Annotated in this window: 20 protein-coding genes; 9 read left to right on the top strand and 11 right to left on the bottom strand. The window is 46.1% G+C overall.

Annotation, left to right across the window (positions count from 1 at the left end):
* Positions 1-43 precede the first annotated feature (43 nt).
* Positions 44-1039, top strand: coding sequence for a response regulator (locus IEY09_RS18820; protein ID WP_037414066.1), 996 nt, complete (start codon positions 44-46; stop codon positions 1037-1039).
* An 18-nt stretch (positions 1040-1057) separates the two neighbouring features.
* Complete coding sequence (locus IEY09_RS18815) at positions 1058-2029, top strand: GGDEF domain-containing protein (protein ID WP_037414068.1); 972 nt, start codon at positions 1058-1060, stop codon at positions 2027-2029.
* Between the two features lie 66 nt (positions 2030-2095).
* On the opposite strand, the gene rraB is transcribed toward IEY09_RS18815, so the two are convergent.
* The 6 genes from rraB to IEY09_RS18785 all read right to left on the bottom strand — a co-directional run bounded on the left by rraB (position 2096) and on the right by IEY09_RS18785 (position 6699).
* Entirely contained in the window at positions 2096-2503 is a 408-nt protein-coding gene (gene rraB, locus IEY09_RS18810; protein WP_037414069.1) for a ribonuclease E inhibitor RraB, read from the bottom strand.
* Between the two features lie 43 nt (positions 2504-2546).
* On the bottom strand, positions 2547-3290 hold the full coding sequence (locus IEY09_RS18805) for a 1-acylglycerol-3-phosphate O-acyltransferase (protein ID WP_037414070.1): 744 nt from the start codon (positions 3288-3290) through the stop codon (positions 2547-2549).
* A 185-nt stretch (positions 3291-3475) separates the two neighbouring features.
* The gene (locus IEY09_RS18800; RefSeq protein ID WP_037414073.1) at positions 3476-4249 is read right to left on the bottom strand and encodes a metal ABC transporter permease; all 774 of its coding nucleotides are present in this window, start codon (positions 4247-4249) and stop codon (positions 3476-3478) included.
* 4 nt (positions 4250-4253) lie between these two features.
* Positions 4254-5162 (bottom strand): metal ABC transporter solute-binding protein, Zn/Mn family, encoded by a 909-nt coding sequence (locus tag IEY09_RS18795; RefSeq protein ID WP_037414074.1) that lies wholly within the window; start codon positions 5160-5162, stop codon positions 4254-4256.
* Positions 5146-6327 (bottom strand): porin family protein, encoded by a 1182-nt coding sequence (locus tag IEY09_RS18790; protein ID WP_144376593.1) that lies wholly within the window; start codon positions 6325-6327, stop codon positions 5146-5148. Before IEY09_RS18790 ends, IEY09_RS18795 begins: the two co-directional genes overlap by 17 nt.
* Before the next feature lie 81 nt (positions 6328-6408).
* Entirely contained in the window at positions 6409-6699 is a 291-nt protein-coding gene (locus IEY09_RS18785) for a hypothetical protein (RefSeq protein ID WP_037414078.1), read from the bottom strand.
* A gap of 244 nt (positions 6700-6943) precedes the next feature.
* On the opposite strand from IEY09_RS18785, the gene IEY09_RS20340 reads away from it, so the two are divergent.
* Positions 6944-7069, top strand: coding sequence for a hypothetical protein (locus tag IEY09_RS20340; RefSeq protein WP_011621366.1), 126 nt, complete (start codon positions 6944-6946; stop codon positions 7067-7069).
* Positions 7070-7153: 84 nt separating this feature from the next.
* Here the strand turns inward: IEY09_RS20340 and IEY09_RS18780 are convergent, their stop codons facing one another.
* Entirely contained in the window at positions 7154-7483 is a 330-nt protein-coding gene (locus tag IEY09_RS18780) for a hypothetical protein (RefSeq protein WP_188872276.1), read from the bottom strand.
* A gap of 221 nt (positions 7484-7704) precedes the next feature.
* Between IEY09_RS18780 and IEY09_RS18775 the strand changes: the two genes are divergently transcribed.
* Positions 7705-9357 carry a mechanosensitive ion channel family protein gene (locus IEY09_RS18775; protein WP_099457049.1) on the top strand — a complete coding sequence of 551 codons (1653 nt, stop codon included), beginning with the start codon at positions 7705-7707 and terminating at the stop codon, positions 9355-9357.
* A gap of 81 nt (positions 9358-9438) precedes the next feature.
* On the opposite strand, the gene IEY09_RS18770 is transcribed toward IEY09_RS18775, so the two are convergent.
* Entirely contained in the window at positions 9439-11151 is a 1713-nt protein-coding gene (locus tag IEY09_RS18770) for a formate--tetrahydrofolate ligase (RefSeq protein ID WP_188872274.1), read from the bottom strand.
* Positions 11152-11390: 239 nt separating this feature from the next.
* On the opposite strand from IEY09_RS18770, the gene IEY09_RS18765 reads away from it, so the two are divergent.
* The gene (locus IEY09_RS18765) at positions 11391-12281 is read left to right on the top strand and encodes an aldo/keto reductase (RefSeq protein WP_188872272.1); all 891 of its coding nucleotides are present in this window, start codon (positions 11391-11393) and stop codon (positions 12279-12281) included.
* A 68-nt stretch (positions 12282-12349) separates the two neighbouring features.
* On the opposite strand, the gene IEY09_RS18760 is transcribed toward IEY09_RS18765, so the two are convergent.
* Positions 12350-13180, bottom strand: coding sequence for a MaoC/PaaZ C-terminal domain-containing protein (locus IEY09_RS18760; protein WP_080612392.1), 831 nt, complete (start codon positions 13178-13180; stop codon positions 12350-12352).
* A 658-nt stretch (positions 13181-13838) separates the two neighbouring features.
* Here IEY09_RS18760 and IEY09_RS18755 point away from each other — a divergent pair.
* Positions 13839-14627, top strand: a complete 789-nt coding sequence (locus IEY09_RS18755; RefSeq protein WP_188872270.1) for a methyltransferase domain-containing protein — start codon at positions 13839-13841, stop codon at positions 14625-14627.
* Between the two features lie 131 nt (positions 14628-14758).
* Here the strand turns inward: IEY09_RS18755 and IEY09_RS18750 are convergent, their stop codons facing one another.
* Positions 14759-15664 (bottom strand): TraB/GumN family protein, encoded by a 906-nt coding sequence (locus IEY09_RS18750; protein ID WP_188872268.1) that lies wholly within the window; start codon positions 15662-15664, stop codon positions 14759-14761.
* A gap of 48 nt (positions 15665-15712) precedes the next feature.
* Between IEY09_RS18750 and IEY09_RS18745 the strand changes: the two genes are divergently transcribed.
* Both IEY09_RS18745 and IEY09_RS18740 read left to right on the top strand, forming a co-directional pair.
* A complete protein-coding gene (locus tag IEY09_RS18745; protein ID WP_037414094.1) occupies positions 15713-16021 on the top strand; it encodes a hypothetical protein in 309 nt (102 codons plus the stop codon).
* Between the two features lie 98 nt (positions 16022-16119).
* Entirely contained in the window at positions 16120-17874 is a 1755-nt protein-coding gene (locus IEY09_RS18740; protein WP_188872266.1) for a GGDEF domain-containing protein, read from the top strand.
* Positions 17875-17887: 13 nt separating this feature from the next.
* On the opposite strand, the gene IEY09_RS18735 is transcribed toward IEY09_RS18740, so the two are convergent.
* Positions 17888-18412, bottom strand: coding sequence for a DUF3016 domain-containing protein (locus IEY09_RS18735; protein WP_037430174.1), 525 nt, complete (start codon positions 18410-18412; stop codon positions 17888-17890).
* 270 nt (positions 18413-18682) lie between these two features.
* On the opposite strand from IEY09_RS18735, the gene IEY09_RS18730 reads away from it, so the two are divergent.
* Positions 18683-18991 (top strand): hypothetical protein, encoded by a 309-nt coding sequence (locus IEY09_RS18730; RefSeq protein ID WP_037414101.1) that lies wholly within the window; start codon positions 18683-18685, stop codon positions 18989-18991.
* Positions 18992-19189 lie beyond the last annotated feature (198 nt).

Raw genomic sequence — 19189 nt, 5'->3', positions numbered from 1 at the left:
GTGTTATCTTCAATAAATGGGCAAATAAGGATCTGTAGTCAGCATGACAATCTCTGTACTCATCTGTGACGATTCCGCTATGGCGCGTAAACAAATGGCTCGCACCCTTCCCAAAGAGTGGGATGTCGAGATTACCTACGCGACCAATGGTGCCGAAGGGTTAGATGCCATTCGCGCAGGTAAAGGCGAAGTGGTCTTCCTCGATCTCAATATGCCCGTAATGGATGGTTATGAAGTACTACAAACCGTTCAACAAAACGATCTCCCCGCCCTTATCATTGTGGTCTCGGGTGATATACAAATCAAAGCTCATGAACGTGTTAAAGCTCTAGGTGCATTGGACTTTATCCAAAAACCCGTCAGTGCTGATGCCATCAGTAATATCCTCCAAGAGTACGGCATTCTTACCCTAACGCAGAAAGATCAGGTGGAAGACACGCCGATGATCAAAGTCGATATGCGTGATGCCTGCCAAGAGATCGCTAACGTTGCCATGGGCCGTGCAGCCGATTTGCTCGCCAAATTACTCGACGTATTTGTCCTATTACCTATCCCCAATGTGAACGTGCTCGAAGTCAGCGAACTGACCATGGCTCTGAAAGCAACAGAAGAAAGCTCAACTGTTTCAGCACTTTGCCAAGGATTTATTGGTGCAGGCGTTGCGGGTGAAGCACTGTTGTTATTCCATGATTCAAGCTTTAAAGATATGGCCAAGCTCATGGGGGTTGCAAATCCTGAGGATAAGAATACCGAGATTGAAGTACTGATCGACACGGGGAACGTATTGATTGGTGCATTCCTGAATGGGATCTCAGAACAACTCGATATGAAATTCAGCCAAGCCCATCCTGTGGTGTTAGGCCGTCACTGTACAGTGAATGATCTTATCCATGATAATTCGGAAAAATGGCACAGAACATTAGCGATGGAAATCAACTATCGTATTGAAAATCATAATATTCAATGCGACTTACTGTTGCTCTTTACCGAAGACTCTATTCCGACACTGAGCTACAAACTCGGTTATTTACTCGATTAATCAGTTGGACTTTACCTTATGTCAAACGATCAAAGCGCAATGAACGAACTCCATTGGCTAATCGATATGGTACAAACCATAGAAGTGGGTCTCGTGGTATTAGATCGCGATTATAATATCCAACTGTGGAACGGCTTTATGGAAAACCATAGTGGCGTTTCACCCAATTCTATTAAAGGTCAAAACCTGTTTAGCCGCTTCCCAGATTTGCCAGCGACTTGGCTAAAGCAAAAAATGGAATCGGTTTTTATGCTTAAAAATCGAGCATTTATTAGTTGGGAACAAAGACCTTACGTGTTTCAGTTTAAAAACTATCGCCCAATTACTGGGCGCGCCGATTTTATGTACCAGAACGTGACTTTGCTGCCTCTCGCTTCATTAACCGGCAAAATTACCCATATCAGTGTGATTATTTATGATGTCACCGATATCGCCGTCAATAAGTTGCAGATCAAGGCCGCCAACGAACAGTTAGAGCGTCTCAGTCAAACCGATGGATTAACGCAACTGCATAATCGCCGCCATTGGCAACTATGCTTGGAACACGAGTACGATCTCTATGCCCGCTATTCTGGTATAGCAAGCTTGGTGATGATTGATATTGATCACTTCAAAAATATCAATGACACCTACGGCCACCTTGCAGGTGATAAGGTTATTCAACATATCGCCCATCTTCTGAGTCATTCATTGCGGGAAACCGACTGTGTCGGTCGCTATGGCGGCGAAGAGTTTGCGGTAGTCATGCCCAATACCAGTGGCACCGATGCCCTCAACTTTACCGAGCGTTTGAGGGAAAAGATCGCTGAATCCACCGTAGTGTATGAGGGGCTGAAGATTAAAGTGACTGTCAGCCTTGGCGTATGTGAAATAGGCAAACATATTACGAGCAGTTCAAGTTGGATTTCCTGCTCAGACAAAGCGCTTTACGAGGCCAAACAGAAAGGCCGAAATTGTAGCGTCTTACATGCAGCACCAATTTCCACTTAATTAGGCTTAATAAAGTAAAAGCCCATCATTGATGGGCTTTTACTTTATAAGAATTATGACAACGTATTAATGTGGAAAACCATCGTCCTGTTCGTCATCTTCTTCGTCTTCATCTTCTTCATCGCCAACAAAGTAAGTGCCCCAACCGTCATAATCCACTTTTTGCTTGGCTGCGAGTTGCAATAACTGTTCAGTCGCTTTGTCTAATAATGGAATTTCTAACTTGTGATAAGCAACAGCGTCAAAACAGAAAATCACCGAACCATCTTCCAATTCCATTTCTTCAGCATCATTGACTTCAAATCCAAGTTTGAATGCATCAACCGCAGCCTTTTCTAAGCGCTCAAAATTGCTCGATGAAAAATGGTGCTCAATGGTGTATTCAGCATCAGGCTCTGAGCCATCGTCGAGCAAGGCTTGCACTATGTCACGATTCTCGGCGAATTGTGCTTTTAACTGACTTTCAATAGACATGGACTTGTCTCCGTTAAGATAAAACTGGCTCAAATTGACGTTATTATACGTCATCAGCCGGGATAGTTTTACCCATTAATGTTGCCGCTTCGCGATTTATCTCGTTAAATTTTGCCGACATAATCTCATGCACCTGAGCCGAAAAGGCTTTGGCATCAGCTTTATCCAAACCTTCAGTCGGGATTGGCGCCATCATCTCAATAATCACCACACCATTATCCCAACGGTTCAAATCAATATGGCTTTGGCACGACGTCAACACGGGTACGACTGGCACACCAGCCGCAATCGCAGTGTGGAAAGCTCCCGCTTTGAAGGGCAACAGTCCGCGCCCCCGTGAACGCGTACCCTCAGGGAAAATCCACACGGAAAGACGATTCTGCTTAATTTTTTCCGCCGTTTTCGCCATGGTATCAAAAGCACTATTGCGATTTTTTCTATCGATCAGAATATTACCTGACAGCCAATAGATCTGGCCAAACAAGGGGATCCACACTAAGCTCTTTTTCCCTAAGCTCACAGTGCCTTTAGGTACCGCTTTAGTATGTGTGAATAAATCGAAGTTATTTTGATGATTTCCTAGAAATATATAAGGGCCATCCTGCACTTCCTTAGGCCGACGCACTATGACTTTAAGCCCTAAAATCGGCGCTGCGGATGAAAAGATCTTGGCGAACATATGTACATTGTCACGGTGACGAGGTCGTAATAGGCAAACCAAGCCACCAAAAATAAATGCAAGTAACAATGACACCGCCAACAACACAGATCTGACAATTAATAGCACGACATACTCCAAGGGTGAAAGTGGCGACAGTATAGCCACCCAGCCCTAGGGACTCAATATAATGTTTACATCTGTTAGCTGAGTTGCTAACAATCAAACAAAAGCCCATCGTTGCTCACGCAATAAGCGTATCGATGGGCTTTTAAATCAATATCAACGCCTAACACTCAGCATAAAACCTAGCGTTAGATCTGACTCACTGTAGCCATTTTGCTTAAGCCTACACGAAATACCAGTGCACTGACTGCCAAGGTTGCGACAATCGCCGCCCCACTCGGTAAATCCATGGTTGCCGATAATACCAGACCAAGTAAGTAACCCATAAGGCCGACCAGATAGGCGTAAAACAAGCCGTTTTTACCTTGGTATTTATTCAGAGCAAGTGCAGGTAAAATCAAGGTACTAAACACTAAATAGACGCCCACCAGCTCAACCGACAACGTAATAACTAGGGCAAACAGGAGATAGAATCCGGCACCATTTAATATTTGTGGGCGCCAAAAAATCAACGCCAACACCCCAGCATAAACCACTGCTGGTAACACTAATTGCGACCAACTCACCCAAAGGATCTGGCCCGACATCAATTGTTTTAGCAGCTCTGCACCATGGGGGTCGTTCGCCAGCAATAGCATAGCAGCCACGGCCGATAGCACATAAAAACAACCGATCATGGCTTCTAACTCACCCGCCATTCGCTTAGATAACCAAGCGATAAATCCCGCCCCCGCAAGGGCGAACAAGGCCGGCATCCACACATTAGAAAATGGCATGTCTTCTAACCTGTGGTCCATGTGGGCGACAATTGCTCCCAACGCGGCGACTTGCGCAATGGCTAAATCAATAAAGATAATCCCACGCTTAAGCACTTGTTTACCAAGTACAATGTGCGTTGAGAGCACTAAGATCCCCGCTGCCAGAGCAGGCAGCAGGATCGACATCAGTTCCAGATCCAACATAGGCTTATTTCACCCCGTTTAAGAGGGTAATCGCGCTGTCGTAGAGGCTAAAGAGATCTTGGCTGCTATCGTTTCCACCTACAGACATAGGTAACATCAGTACTGGAAGATTCGCTTTTTCACCCAACCACTTAGCACCACGTTCGTCCTGATAGGACGCCACAACCACCGCAAGAATATCACCCTGCTCGGCACGGCTGAGCAGGCTTGCTAAATGGCCACTGGTCGGCGCTAGACCGGGTTTAGGCTCAAGATCAGCGGCTTGTTCAATCCCCAACCAGTTGAACAGATATCTAAAACTGGTGTGATAGGCGATGACCTTTTTACCCTTTAACGGTTTGGCTTGTTCTTCCCAACGAGGGATCGCCGCCTGCCAACGAGTGCTAAAGTCCGCTAAGGCCTTTTGATAATTAGCCGCTTCACTCGGATCAAGTTGACTCATCTTAGCGCTGAGCGCATTCGCGACGCTAAGCAAACGATGCGGATCGAAGTGGATATGCGGATTTCCCTGAGCATGCACGTCGCCCATGCTGCGATCCACACTCGCTAACTTATCTAAGGTATCGATTTGATCTGCGGCGAAAAATAGCCCTTGATCGGTAGAGCGAACCTTAGCGTTGGCTGACTTCATTTGCAGCATCGGCAGCCAACCGACTTCTAAATCGGCACCTGCACAGACCACCAGATCCGCTTGGCGCATTTTAGCAATCAAACTCGGGCGCGCCTGCACTTGATGCGGATCCTGTAAGGCCGTGGTTGCCGAATAAATGCTGGCGTTTGGAGCCAACTCTTTTGCCAATGCGGCATATTCGGGTTCGCAGGCAAACACATTCAGCTCTGCGTGGGCAAAGCCTGAACAAGCGAAAGACAGGGCCACTGCGGCCGCTTTAACAACATTAGAATTGATGCGCACCGTGAGCCCCCAGAGACATAATGTATTGAATAGTGAAAACATTGTCGTCTTCGATTCCATCGAAGTTAGTTCCCTTCTGATTGGTGTACTGGAAACGTACCGTCGAGAAATGGCTCGAATGCCACGCTAGACTCACCTCAGATTCCTTTAACTTCTGGCCATGAAAATGCTCGCCATGGAGCTCTTGGGTATCCACCTCGCCGTAACGCACACCCGCAGACCAGCTAGGAGTGAACTGATACACACTGCTCAGATACCAACCTTGATGATAGTCCTTGCTCGGTGCATCTTCGGGATGAAGATCGGTAGGCACAAAGTCAGTCACGCGGTAATACTCACCGCTTAACGTCAGGTTTTGGTATTTATAGTTACCATTTGGTGCCCATTTATACACAAAATCAGCACCATAGGTGTTTTTACCTGTGTAAGATGCCGCATGGCTGTGGTCATGACCTTCCTCAGCGGTTTCGTCTTCGTGCGCATCCCCTTCTTCATGGGCTGTGACTTGACCATTTTCGTTACGTAAGTAACTCAATCCCGCCTGCCATGAACTGTTATCCCCTATATCGCCACCGATTTTTGAATATAAGGTGTACACACCGACATTTTTAAACTCACGTTCGCCATGTTCATCGGCGGCGCGCATGCTGTCGCCCTTGAACGCTTCAGCGCCAATGGTCCAATACAGATCAGTTGGAGCAACAAAGTTTAAGCGCACGCCATCATCGAAATAGTGGCCGCCGAAAAATGCACGGTAAGCAATCGGACGGTCGGTGAATGAATCGGTATGTAAATGCTGGTTATTTAGATAACCGATATCCGACAGGAAACGTCCGCCACGGATGGAAAAACCCGCAGGCATTGCCATGGTTTGGATAAAGGCTTCTTCAAGATTAAGCTCGGTTTCACCATCATGCATCTCAACGACGGCGGTCACTTTGCCGTAGAACATGTCGTCAATATTGGCACTCATCGCCAACTCAGTTTCACCTAAACCAAATCCTTCGGCGGTTTCTGCCAATGGGCGTTCAGCCGTTTGATAATAGCCATTCAGCACCGCACTGATCGCTGGATTGGTTAAACTTGAGTCAGCAGCAAATAACGTCGGCGAAGCAAATGCGCACGCCAAGGCCACCAAAGAAATTCGGTTGTTAAAAACAGTCATGATATCTCCAAAATACAACTAGCACTCGATGACTAAATTAAGTCATCAAGAAATACAATAAGTTAAAATATTAAAGTTGATTTAATGGAGAACAGGCGGCGCACGGCTTAGGTAAACACTGACGTGTTCGAAGAAGGTAACGGGTAAGACAAACTCACAAACATCAAATCGCTGTATCGCTAAATTTAGCGTCTGCGGAGCTGTGAACAGAATTTTATTTAGCTGATGTTGATGGAAGCAGAGCGTACAGTGCGTCTTCGCCCCATCATCAAGGTGAGTCACACTATGGGCTGAGGCAACAAAAGACAGCAGTATCAATACGGCGGCAAGCCATATCGAAATTGTGCGTCTTAAGTGACTATCTAGTCTCACTCAGTCGTCCCCATAGTAAAAAGTGGCACAAGTTTAAGTCAGGCCGCTAGTAAGTTGCAATAAGGTAATGGTCAAGCAATGCGTTACAAGATATTTACCATTGCAACTAATGGCACCTTAAAAAGAGCACATTATTGGCAAAAAGAGTTATTTAAGATTAGCTTAAGTCAGTGAATCTATTATGTGCCCAGTGTTATACAGGCTAAATATTTAATTCTATTCAACCCAGCAAAAGGCAACCAAAATGCTAGCATTCTTTCGTGAAAACTTAGGATTAATCTTAGGGATAGTGATTTTCGGCGCAGTCATTTTGGGCGGGATTTATTACGTAGAACACTCATTAGAGAGTCAAGAACAGGTTATTCAATAACAGGTTCACCCTGTAAAACAATGTCGAGCCTCAGTGGTAGGCCCCTAAACGGCTCGACAGGGTTAAACCAGTGTCATCCCATCTCTAGCGATACTTTTGCCGTTGATCGCTATCGTCTTGCTTCTCTGGTGCCTCAATCGTTTGCAGCTGATCCATAAAATGGCTCACCAGCAGCAACATCACACAGAAGATCATCACAGGGATCAAAAAATGCCGCGTCGAGGCATCGAAGTAACTGTATAAGCCCGTCAGGGCACTCGCATAAAAACCAAACAATTTTAACTTCAATAACTTAGGACTATGACCAAGCCACGCTGAACAATGGGGACATTGGACTTGGGCGTGAAAGCCCTTTCCGCGCTGCTGGGTAATTTGGGCAATTTTAATCGACAGATGACAATGGGAGCACAGCATGTAAAGTACATTCCTAACTATGGGGCGCTAAGTTTATCAGATCCTTATCCCATTCAGTCGAACTAATTAGCGTCGAGGTTTCAGAGCTTCATTCTATGGCCTAAAGCTGTAAACTGGCGCACAAATTTTAAACATTGTTAGTCTATTATGCTGTTGATATTTTACAGGGTTTAGCTCGACACCTATCATATACCTACCTCTTTTTGTCGAAGATAACGTCTATGCGCCGCTCGCTAATATTGATACTTGCCCTAAGCTTTCCACTACTGATGAGTGCCAAGGTATTCGCTGCAGATCCAGACCCCATTACGACCAGCCCAACCGCTTCGGCATCAAACGAAACCCAAAGTGAATTAACCACACTTCAGACCGCCATTAAAGAGGACATTGCGCGCTTAGCTCAATACCAAGGTGAATTACGCACCATTGTTGAATATCGCATTCAAAATAAGTCCTTACAGTTACGCAATAAGATTAAAACACTTTTAGACAATGACAGTTACGACAAAGCCTTAATATTGCCCCTCGTTCAAGAGCAATTGCTTTTTAATCAGAAAATTAACGACTACTTTAATGATATCGTCAGCAAATTATCCAAGAAACTCGGTACACCGGATGATGATGCAACCTTACTTGAGATCTCAAAGCGTGAACTCGACAAAGACAATAATTACAAGCAACGACTTGAGACCCTAGACTGGCTGAGTCAACTTGGCCAAGATGTGACGGCAGAAAAAACACAGCTCACCCAAATCCTGCTTGGCCGTGCAGATAACTTTGATAGCTTTGTCACTTATACCCAGCAACAATTACAAAATGCGGTGAATGACGCCACCAATGCGGGGAAAAATGTTACCTCAGCGCAAACCAGTCGTGTGCTACAACTAAAAGACCGTTTAGCGCAAAACAGCCTTAGCCTCAGCATAGATATCGAACTACTTGATGCACTAGGGCAAAACACCGCCCTGCTGAAAAAGACCTTGTTTAGCATCTCCGGTGATATTACGCAGGATGTGTTAAGCATTGATGTGGCATCGAGCTTAATCGAGCAATGGCTAAATACCGCTAAAGATCAAGCTATTAACCACGGACCTACCTTAGTCTTTAAATTATTTATCTTCTGTCTGCTCCTATTTGTCGCTAACCTTGTGGGCAAACTGGTGAAAAAGATAGTGAGTAATACAGTTAGCAATTCTAAGTTAAATTTCAGTAAGTTACTGCAAGACTTTTTTACCTCACTCTCGGGCAAGGCTGTATTTACTATCGGTTTGCTGATTGCTTTATCCCAGCTTGGTATCGAACTAGGCCCCCTGCTGGCAGGTTTTGGTATTGCCGGTGTGATCATCGGTTTTGCCCTGCAAGACACCCTTTCCAACTTTGCTTCAGGCATGATGATTTTGATCTATCGTCCGTATGATGTCGGCGATTTGATTAATGCGGCTGGCGTATCGGGGCGCGTTAGCCATATGAGCCTAGTCTCTACCACCATTAAAACATTAGATAACCAGAGACTTATCATTCCCAACAATAAGATTTGGGGGGATACCATCAACAATATTACCGCCGAGCACCAGCGCCGAGTCGATATGACATTTGGCATCGGCTATGGCGATAGTATTGAGCAGGCCGAAGCGGTACTAAAATCGATTGTTGAGGCGCATCCGAAAGTGCAAAAAGTACCTGCACCACTGATTAAGTTGCACGTATTAGGAGAATCCTCGGTCGACTTTATCGTCCGCCCTTGGGCAAAACCAGAAGACTATTGGGATGTATATTGGGATATCACCCGTGAAGTGAAAATGCGCTTTGATGCTGAGGGTATCAGCATTCCTTTCCCACAGCGCGATGTGCATATTTACCAAACCAGTAAATAGTCTTTCGTCAAAGCGAATTCTTAACAAAAGGCGCAATCTTTGATTGCGCCTTTTCATCTTTACATTCAAATGGCTAACAAACTAACCTAATCCAGTAATCTCACCATCAGCGGTGATATCTATCTTTAAATAACCAGGGGTTAACCCAAGCCCTGGCATAGTCATCACATTACCTACCAATGCCGTGATAAACCCAGCCCCCGCATGCAGTACCAATTCACGCACGGGTACCATAAAGCCTTGAGGGACACCTTTAAGCTGAGGATCGTGGCTAATGGATAAGGGTGTTTTCGCCATGCAAACAGGTAAATGCCCATAACCAAGCGAGTTGAGCTCCTGTAATTGCAGCTTAGCCGCATCGGATAAGCTCACCCCTGCGGCGCCATAACCCACTTCAGCTAAGGTCGATAATTTAGCTTCTAAGTCCATATCATCAGGATATAACAACCGAAACTCGCTTGGCTGCTCACAGGCACGGATTACGGTTTGTGCGAGGCTAATGGCGCCTATTTCACCTTGGCTAAAAGCCTCGCTAAGTTCGCAACCAAATGCCGCGGTAGCACTTACAGCCTCAATTAACCAGTTAAGCTCGGCGTCCGTATCGGTGGCAAAGCGATTAATCGCCACCACAACGGGAATACCGTAACGCGCTACATTGTTGATATGCCAGTTTAAGTTGGCAAAACCCGCCTCGAGACGGACTTGGTCTGGTGCATTAATATCTGCATCGGACGATAGGCCACTATTGGCCTTTAGTGCTTTCAAAGTAGTCACTAATACCGCGGCGCTCGGGGTTAATCCCGACTGACGCGCCTTGATATTACAGAACTTTTCAAAACCCATATCGGAGCCGAACCCACCTTCGGTCACCACAAAATCGGCCAGTTTTAAGGCGATATCATCGGCAATGACTGACGAGTTACCATGGGCGATATTCGCAAAGGGTCCCGCATGGATAAGACAAGGCGCGCCGTTTAAGGTCTGCATTAAAGTGGGTTTTACCGCCTCCGCCATGATCGCCGTCATCGCACCTGCGACACCAAGCTCTTGCGCGCTAATGACCTCTCCTTGGCGATTAAGGGCTAGCACTAACTTACCTATACGTGCGCGCATATCCGCCAGATTGCCGCTCAGCGCCAGAATCGCCATTAACTCTGAAGCGGCAGTAATATCAAATCTTGAATGATAAGCGGGACCGTTGTTTTCACCCAATCCCACCTCAATTTCCCGCAAGCAACGGTCGTTATGATCAACCACCCTGTGCCAACGAATACCCTTAGGATCAATATCTAAATACCTTAATCCCGATTGACGCTCATATTCCGCCCGCCCCAAACGCGTCTCATGGTAAAGCCGAGAAGCAATCGCCGCCGCCCCAAGATTATGTGCACTACTCACAGCATGAATGTCGCCTGTTAGGTGCAAATTCAGCTCCTGCATGGGCACCACTTGGGCGTAACCACCGCCTGCGGCGCCACCTTTCACCCCAAATACAGGCCCCATACTGGGCTGGCGAATACAGGCACAGACTTTGTTGCCGAGCGCCTTGAGCGATTGCGTTAAACCAATAGTCGTCACGGTTTTGCCTTCACCATGGGGCGTTGGCGTCACTGCGGTCACAATAATCAGCTTCCCCTTTGGTTGCCCGGCTAAGCGCTGCTGTACTTGTGGCTCCACCTTAGCTTTGGTATGACCAAATAGCTGCATCTCTTCGGGCAACAACCCAAACTCTGCACCAAGTTGTGCGATATCTTTTAGATGCGCGCGGCGCGAAATCTCCATATCGGTTAGCATGGGTAATATTTTCCTCTGGAACGTTGGTATACAAACTTTTATAGGAAATGAGTATACGGAACAAAAGCGTGCAAACAGTTTGTATCAGCCACCGCTGATTGAATATGGCGGATAGTAGGTGATTAGCTTTAAGATATATAGCCATCGAAAGGGTTAATGAGCGATTCCTTAATCTGCATCAAATAAATCGACCAAGGCCCTTCACCCTACAAAATACAGATTCCCAAAAGAGAAACAACATGAACGGATCCCCTTTTACTTTTTCAGAGTTTGTTGCCGGCTTTTGGCGAATGCACAGTTGGCAAATGTCACCCGCCGAGCGACTTAACCTGATAGAACAATATTTAGACCTAGGTGTGACCACTATGGACCACGCCGATATTTACGGCCAATACCAGTGCGAAGCCCTGTTCGGCGAAGCATTAGCGCTAAAACCAGTATTAAGACAGCAGATGCAATTAGTGAGCAAATGCGGCATAAAACCCGCCTTCAATTGCCGTCCCGAGCGCTACGTGAACCATTACGACACCTCCAAAGCGCATATTATTGCCAGCGTGGAGCAGTCACTCAAGTCGTTTAAAACCGATTATTTAGATCTGTTGCTGATCCACAGGCCCGATCCTTTAATGGACGCCGATCTAGTGGCCGATGCCTTTGCTGACTTAAAACAAGCTGGGAAAGTGCAACATTTTGGGGTATCTAACTTCACCAATGCGCAGTTGTCATTATTGCAGTCGAGATTAACTGAGCCCTTAGTCACTAATCAGCTGGAGATCTCTCCGCTAATGATGGCGAGTTTACACGATGGCAGTCTCGATTTATGTCAGGAGCGGCGCATTCGGCCGATGGCTTGGTCCTGTTTAGGCGGCGGAAAAATCTTTGACAATAGCCATCCACAGGCCATTCGCTTGCAACAAACCTTAGCAGTCATCGCCGATGAGATTGGCGCCCAAGATATCAGCCAAGTGATTTATGCTTGGGTGCGGATGTTACCGAGTCGACCCGTACCGATTATTGGCAGTGGTAATATCGCGAGGATAAAAACCGCGGTGACCGCGCAGACGCTCACATTAGACCGGCAGCAATGGTTTAGTATCTGGCAAGCATCAACCGGACACAGCGTGCCTTAACCCCCGCAAATCCCCCTCAAACAACACCAACAATAACGGCGCACTCGGCGCCGTTATCTTGATCCTGCTTAAAGTTGTACTTCACCACTGAGGTGCGGTCTGCGACCTTTACTGTCTCGCAGCTCAAACACCCACTTGTCTGGCGACTTTTCGTAACCAAATCCCACTTCAGCGGGCATCAGTAACGGCAGCTTAAAGGCAACATCGACCACAAAGGGGCGCTCACCAATCTCAGGCATCAATTCCGCTAAGCAGCGCGCCTTAGACCACATACCATGGGCCAGCACTCGGTCAAAACCAAAACGTTTCGACAGCACGGGATGCAGGTGGATCAGGTTATAGTCACCCGACGCTTTGGCATAACGACGACCTAAATCTTCACTTAACTCCCAGGATTGAGGCGAGTCCCAAGCCATTTCAAGTGCCTTTGGTGGACGGACGCGACGACCGGCAGTCTCTATGCGATAGAGGTAAGTCGATAGCGATTCCCACACCAATTCTTCGCCCACAAAGGCCTTAGAAACAAACTCAAACTCTAAGCCCGAATCAGTTTCACGGCTGGTTGTTAGCGCGCATTCTAGGGAAAACACGTCATCGACCGTGGTAGGGCGATAGACTTGAATACGGTTCTTTAAATGGATCATCCCAAGTAACGGGAAGGTAATGCCATCATGGGTAAAAATCACCGCGTGCAGGCGAAATGCCATCACATAAAGGTAGGTGGGAGGTAATATTTTACCGTCGAAATCAAAACCACACACTTGCGCATATTGGCTGACTTTTGCCTCGGACACCTTCACATTGGGCGCGCTCACCTTGATATAAGGCAGCGGCTGTTGATCCCAACCGGGTTTACGGCCAAAGAAAATCTTGCGATAAAGAGAAAACAGCGACGGCATCGCGTTCAATTCAACACAATATGCATTATTCAAGTCTGAGTACCTTTTAATTAACTATCCCTATGCACGGATAGCCAGCAATACCCCCGGACAGATGCATAACATCTGGAAAATCAAAAAATCACGAGTGTAAAACAGGCAAAACAGTGTCTTAAAAGGGCTGATGCTGACTCTCCGAATGGACAATTATACCCAAACAACCTGAAGATGAGGATTCAGCGGGAATGTAACGCTCTTTAGGCAAGGCGGTTATTTGCGGACCTAGTGGACTAAGTTAAAAATAACCAACACAGCATAAAGAGCGTTAAAACCCGCCGAGACGGAGCGCCTAGGGCACTCCACTTCGGTGTTGCATCAATTCACAAGGTGTTCACATTCCTTCATTGATGCGCCTTGAATTGAAGCCCCCTAGACGCTCTGAAACTCATATCTTCAGGTCGCTTGGGTATATTAGAGTCAGGTTTATCGAAAACGGCATGATTATACCCTAGAGGATCGAGTTCTGGGTATCCCTAAGTAAAGTAGGATTTTTTACTACCTTTAAAATCAAAAAGTTACACTCAACCCCTAAAGCAACAATCATCGCAGCTACAGGAAAAGTGCGAAAATATGCCGCCTGTGCGACACTATCGCCCCCAGTCTTTAACTTAGTTAACCCGTGCAAGATAAGAATTTCGATAAACTCGCGCAAAAATTCGCGAAGAATATTTATGGCACGCCTAAAGGTGAAATCCGTGCTGCCGTGTTATGGCGCGATCTTGCTCCTGCATTAGCGCAATTTGGCGATAAAAAATTACGAATTTTAGATGCCGGCGGCGGTTTTGGTTACTTCAGCCAAAAGCTAGCACGTCTCGGACATGAAGTCGTACTGTGCGATATTTCCGCTGAAATGCTCGCCCAAGCGAAAGAGCAAATCGATGCCAGCGACACGCCATTGGCCATCAGCTTAGTACATTCGCCCATTCAAGCCTTATCGATTGCTGAACATGGCATGTTCGATCTTATCCTTTGTCATGCCGTGGTTGAATGGCTAGTCGATGCCAAGACCACCATGGAAGGCTTATTGACCATGCTTAAGCCCAATGGGCTGTTTTCGCTGATGTTTTATAATAAAGAAGCGATGCGATTCCATGCGCTGGTGTCGGGTAATTTCGACTATGTGGCCGCCGATCTAAAAGTGAAGAAGAAAGTACGCCTCACACCAACGCACCCGCTTTATATCCATGATGTTAAACAATGGTTTGCCGAATGGCACATGACCCTGCAGCGCGAGTCGGGCGTGCGAGTCATTCACGATTATTTGAAAAAACAGCAAGCTGCGGATTTTGACTATCAAAAACTGCTGGTGATGGAGCTCGAATATTCCCAACGTGAGCCCTATATTTCGCTCGGTCGTTATGTGCATTTTTTAGGGCAAAGTGCTGCAACGTCCCAAGCATCTGAGTAATATCGCGAAATAATATAGGACGCCTTGGCGTCCTATATTATTAAATCACCCGATGATTTGCCCCTAACTCAGTGCACCAAGTGCGTTAAAATTCAGAGTCCCAAGCACAATCTTAGTCAAATCAATAAATATCAGTATGATAAGTCACATTGCTCACGCCAACAGGCGGTTACTGTCGCGCCCTTCTGCTTAAGGAGTTGCACCACACTCTTATCGCCAACCACATGGCCCGCTCCCACCACCACAAATAAAGGCTCGCTAGCAGTTACTGAACCCATTAATCTTATTATCCCATCAGCCATCACTTTATTACGCTGCCAGAGAATTTTATCCAGCATCTGTGTATCACCCTCGCCACCCAGTTGCTCCTGCATTAGCGTATCCAGCGCGGCTTCATCACCACTGCGCCATGCATCAACCAGTGAGAGCAGCTCAGCATCCGGCGCATCAATAGCTTCACGTACCATTGCCCACTGGATTTGACTATCGAAGGAGGCAAGTAATTGAAACTGTGACTCAGCCGTCTCTAACTCATAAACGGGCTTATCCCCGCGCCCAAGCAACTGCATGTCGACACCATAATCGGTGCTAAAACCTAAGCCATTGTAGCGTAATAGATTAAGTTGAGATGCCTGTAGCCAAGGCGCGAAAGCTTGAATTGACTGACATAAACTCGCTTTATCCCCACAATATTGGTTCATTGTAGTGACTGTTTGTTTATCTCTACTTTGCCAATCAAGCCCTTGCGCTGAATTTGCCATACCGTATTTTTGCAATAAGGCGCGGCTATCAACCTTATTCATATCGATTTCGACAACAAGTCCTTTGGATTTGGCGAACGCCGCCTCAACTTGTGCAGGCATAGGATAAAAATCAGCACGACCAATATGAATAGAGCCCAGCAGATAAGCAGATTTCCCCAGCCATTGCACACGATAAAATGGCGGCTTATCCGAAGGCGCAGCCCAAGTTATCCCACTTGCAAACAGCGTAACACTTAAGAGTACGAGTAATAGTCGCCACCGACTTGTTGCCATATCCTTTGCCCCTTATAATTCCTGCAAATTTTGCAATGAGACGCTGTTATGCCACACACTAAGGTTATAGAGCAACTGAAAGAAAATCTTCAAATCGCCTATCGCCAAGCCATCGATGCCGACGCTAAGTTAGATGAATTGAAAAAAGCTGGCCATGGAAAATTCACGAGTATCTTTACAGCCGAACAAGGGTTTATGGTTTCAAGCAATCGCTTTTTGCCATACGTGCAAGAACTGGTCGATGACTTAACTAAATTGCAGCAACACACTAGCCTTGACCCCGTCGCACTCGAAACCTTAGTGCGTCAACTGGCCGCGCTGCTGCAAACGCTGCACGCCTTTAAAAAGCAAAGTTAATTCCATTTCCACGAGTGGATTTTCAGCCGCACAAATTGTCATCATTTTGTCATTTCTAAGTCATAGACTCCGCAAACATTGTTGCGGGGGCAGAAGTAATGACGAGTTTAGATCTAGCACAAGAGCTTGATAAGATAATTGCGAAGGGGGCAATCAGCCCCCTATTTCAGCCCATTTTCAATATATTGGAACATAAGATCCACGGCTTTGAGGCGCTCAGTCGTGGGCCAGAACACAGCCCACTATATTCACCCGTTCCCCTCTTTAAAACCGCCGAACATCAAGGCAAGTTGAGTGAGTTAGAAACCTTATGCCGCCGTATTGCGCTGGAGCAATTTAAGCTACGTCAGTTTCAAGGGCGCTTGTTTATCAATATTTCCCCAAAAGCCCTGCTCGATCCGGCTCACCCTAAAGGTATGACGCTGCAACTGTTGCAACAACTCGGGATTTCACCCTCACAAGTGGTAATTGAGCTGTCGGAGCAATATCCCGCCGATGACATTGATTTACTCAAATCTTGCCTGAATCACTATCGTAGCCAAGGATTTATGACGGCTATTGATGATTTAGGTGCAGGCTATTCGGGTTTACGGCTATGGTCAGAGTTATCCCCCGACTATGTAAAAATCGATCGGCACTTTATCCACCAAATTGATTCGACCCCAGTTAAACAAGAGTTTGTGCGCTCGATTGTCGAACTCTGTCAAAGCCTTACTTGTAAAGTGATTGCCGAAGGAATTGAAACCCAAGAAGAACTAGCCGTACTTAAACAGCTAGGAATTGTTTATTGCCAAGGTTATTTGCTTGGACGTCCAGAGGCACAACCAAGTCGCACAATGAAAGCGACCTTAGTCCCTAACAACACCCAAATTCAGCCAAGATATAGCGAATCCGCTGAAAGCCTCTGTACCAATGCAATAACAGTGGTGCCGACACTCAAGCTGAAGCACCTAAGCGACACCTTTAGCACCCAACCCACCTTACAAGCTGTCGTTGTGGCGCAAGATCAACTGCCGCTGGGGATTATTAGCCGAGCCACTCTGCTCGAACTTTTCAGTACCCCCTATGGTCGGGCGCTTCATGAAAATCATGCGGTTAGCGAGGTGATGGATCACCAAGTGCTACAAATTGAAGCTAACGAACCGCTCTCCATTGTGAGTCAGTTATTGACCTCAGAGAGCGCCAATACCGTCGCCCAGCAATTTATTATTCTGCGCCGTGGCAAGTTGCTCGGCATTGGCCACACCAAAGATTTGCTCCAGCGGATCACAGAGCACAGGATCAAAATGGCAAGGCATGCCAATCCCTTAACGGATTTACCCGGTAATGTGCCGATCCAAGAAGAACTAAAACGTCTCAGAACTCAACAAAAGCCTTTCTACTTGGCCTATTTTGATCTCTGTCAGTTCAAGCCTTATAACGATATTTACGGCTTTTGCCGCGGCGATGAGGTGATCTGCGAGGTCGCCAACCTATTAGTGAAATACAAGACGGACAACTGCTTTATTGGCCATGTGGGCGGCGATGACTTTGTGGTGATCAGTACCTGCAATCAACTTATCGATCGTTGCCAACGGATATTGACGGATTTTGAAACCAATAAACCTCTCTTCTATAGTGCCGAACATTGGCAAGCCCAAGAGATGCTAGCAGATGACAGGCAAGGACAAGCTTGTTATCACAAGTTGATCAGCCTATGCGTTGGCGTACTCACACCAGCCCATACCTTTAACTGCAATGAGCACAGCCTATCGACCTTAAGTGCCAAGGCAAAAAAACAGGCAAAATCCGCAAGTAACGGATTTTGCCTGTTAGAAGAACGAGAAGAGACTCTTCAAGCCTTGAGTGCTTAGATGGGACTAATGCCTACAACTTAGGCGCAACGGTTTTTTTCAACCAATCGCTGAGCATTTTTGTTTCATACATAAATGGCTTGTCATTCACTGACTGAATGCCGGACATAAAGCCCATGTCGGAGAGTTTTTCATCCCCCGCGATGATCACTTTGTCATTTTCAAGCACTTGATAACTAAAGGTTATACGGGGTGGGTAAAGATCTTTTATCACCCGTAAATCATCAGCTGTCGCCCCAAAGGTTGGACGCATATCGCCCGCTAAGTCGACATCAGTAACTGTCATCTCCAACTTTTGGTTCGGTTTTAAGACTTTTACGGCTTCTTTATTGATATTTGTGGTTAAGGTATCGAATAAACGCTTTTCATAACGGGACTGAATTTCGCCCGAAGATTTAATATCACGAAAATCTTTTGGATTTTGCCAAACAATCTTCACCACTCCGTCTTCAGTCACAGGGTCAGTTTTCGCCTCATCGGCGGCCCACACACTACTGCAACTCAACACACCGGCGAGTAATAGGAACTGGACTTTCATATTTGCCTCCTAGGCCTAATAGTTTCTGCGTTATACCGTACAAAATCTAACCTGAACTCGAGCTTAATGCAAAACGCTCCCCTTAACAGCACATAATCAGTAAGCTTTTGTATAAATTAGTAAATATGATAGAAAATTTCAGATGATATCGTATCTTTTTGTATCCAATACCCAATAAGGGATAAAGTTATTAATTTGTGACTTTTTAACGCGCATATTACCTAAAAAAGTATTATCCTTCGCACACTGTTTTATGACCTCTAATTAAAAATGAAATTCCCCGTTGTACCTGTATTTGTATTGATCCTACTTTCCTGTTTTGCCAGCGCGATTTGGTTTATCTCCTCAGGGGAGAAAGACACGCGCCCAGAAACTTGGTCATCTTTTATTTATACCCATGGTTATGATTCTGGTAAGTATAAAAAAACTGATAATTTCAACAGCTATGAGGCCTGTCGAGACTTTGCCAAAGAGCAATCATCTTTTTACGATAACGTGCCTTGGGAATGCGGTCTAAAATGTGGTTTTGACTCCCGTAAACAGGGATTTCAATGCCAAGAGATGCGTAACGAGCAGTAAGATTATGGTTCAGCCAAGGTTCAAGATATCCCAGGTAAGCTTAATTTCTAAGCAATACCTTTGGTTTTGTTGGTCATGGATAATGGAATGGACCCATCCACTTTAAATCGGCCTCGCAATGGGCCACGATGTAGTCGCTAAAACTCATCAGAAAGAGGACGGGTCCACCTATGAAGATTACTACAATCGGTTTAGATA

It is taken from the genome of Shewanella xiamenensis, assembly GCF_014647135.1.
Taxonomy (GTDB): Bacteria; Pseudomonadota; Gammaproteobacteria; order Enterobacterales; family Shewanellaceae; genus Shewanella; species Shewanella xiamenensis.
This window is presented reverse-complemented; position numbering and strand designations above follow the sequence as displayed.

Bases quoted from the DNA above. Each gene is read 5' to 3' on its own strand.
- IEY09_RS18820 (WP_037414066.1), top strand. From the start codon at position 44: ATGACAATCTCTGTACTCATCTGTGACGATTCCGCTATGGCGCGTAAA.
- IEY09_RS18735 (WP_037430174.1), bottom strand. From the start codon at position 18,412: ATGAAAGTCCAGTTCCTATTACTCGCCGGTGTGTTGAGTTGCAGTAGT.
- IEY09_RS18800 (WP_037414073.1), bottom strand. From the start codon at position 4,249: ATGTTGGATCTGGAACTGATGTCGATCCTGCTGCCTGCTCTGGCAGCG.
- IEY09_RS18730 (WP_037414101.1), top strand. From the start codon at position 18,683: ATGAAATTCCCCGTTGTACCTGTATTTGTATTGATCCTACTTTCCTGT.
- IEY09_RS18745 (WP_037414094.1), top strand. From the start codon at position 15,713: ATGCCACACACTAAGGTTATAGAGCAACTGAAAGAAAATCTTCAAATC.
- IEY09_RS18780 (WP_188872276.1), bottom strand. From the start codon at position 7,483: ATGCTGTGCTCCCATTGTCATCTGTCGATTAAAATTGCCCAAATTACC.
- IEY09_RS18775 (WP_099457049.1), top strand. From the start codon at position 7,705: ATGCGCCGCTCGCTAATATTGATACTTGCCCTAAGCTTTCCACTACTG.
- IEY09_RS18815 (WP_037414068.1), top strand. From the start codon at position 1,058: ATGTCAAACGATCAAAGCGCAATGAACGAACTCCATTGGCTAATCGAT.
- IEY09_RS18770 (WP_188872274.1), bottom strand. From the start codon at position 11,151: ATGCTAACCGATATGGAGATTTCGCGCCGCGCGCATCTAAAAGATATC.
- IEY09_RS18760 (WP_080612392.1), bottom strand. From the start codon at position 13,180: ATGCCGTCGCTGTTTTCTCTTTATCGCAAGATTTTCTTTGGCCGTAAA.
- rraB (WP_037414069.1), bottom strand. From the start codon at position 2,503: ATGTCTATTGAAAGTCAGTTAAAAGCACAATTCGCCGAGAATCGTGAC.
- IEY09_RS20340 (WP_011621366.1), top strand. From the start codon at position 6,944: ATGCTAGCATTCTTTCGTGAAAACTTAGGATTAATCTTAGGGATAGTG.
- IEY09_RS18765 (WP_188872272.1), top strand. From the start codon at position 11,391: ATGAACGGATCCCCTTTTACTTTTTCAGAGTTTGTTGCCGGCTTTTGG.
- IEY09_RS18790 (WP_144376593.1), bottom strand. From the start codon at position 6,327: ATGACTGTTTTTAACAACCGAATTTCTTTGGTGGCCTTGGCGTGCGCA.
- IEY09_RS18740 (WP_188872266.1), top strand. From the start codon at position 16,120: ATGACGAGTTTAGATCTAGCACAAGAGCTTGATAAGATAATTGCGAAG.
- IEY09_RS18750 (WP_188872268.1), bottom strand. From the start codon at position 15,664: ATGGCAACAAGTCGGTGGCGACTATTACTCGTACTCTTAAGTGTTACG.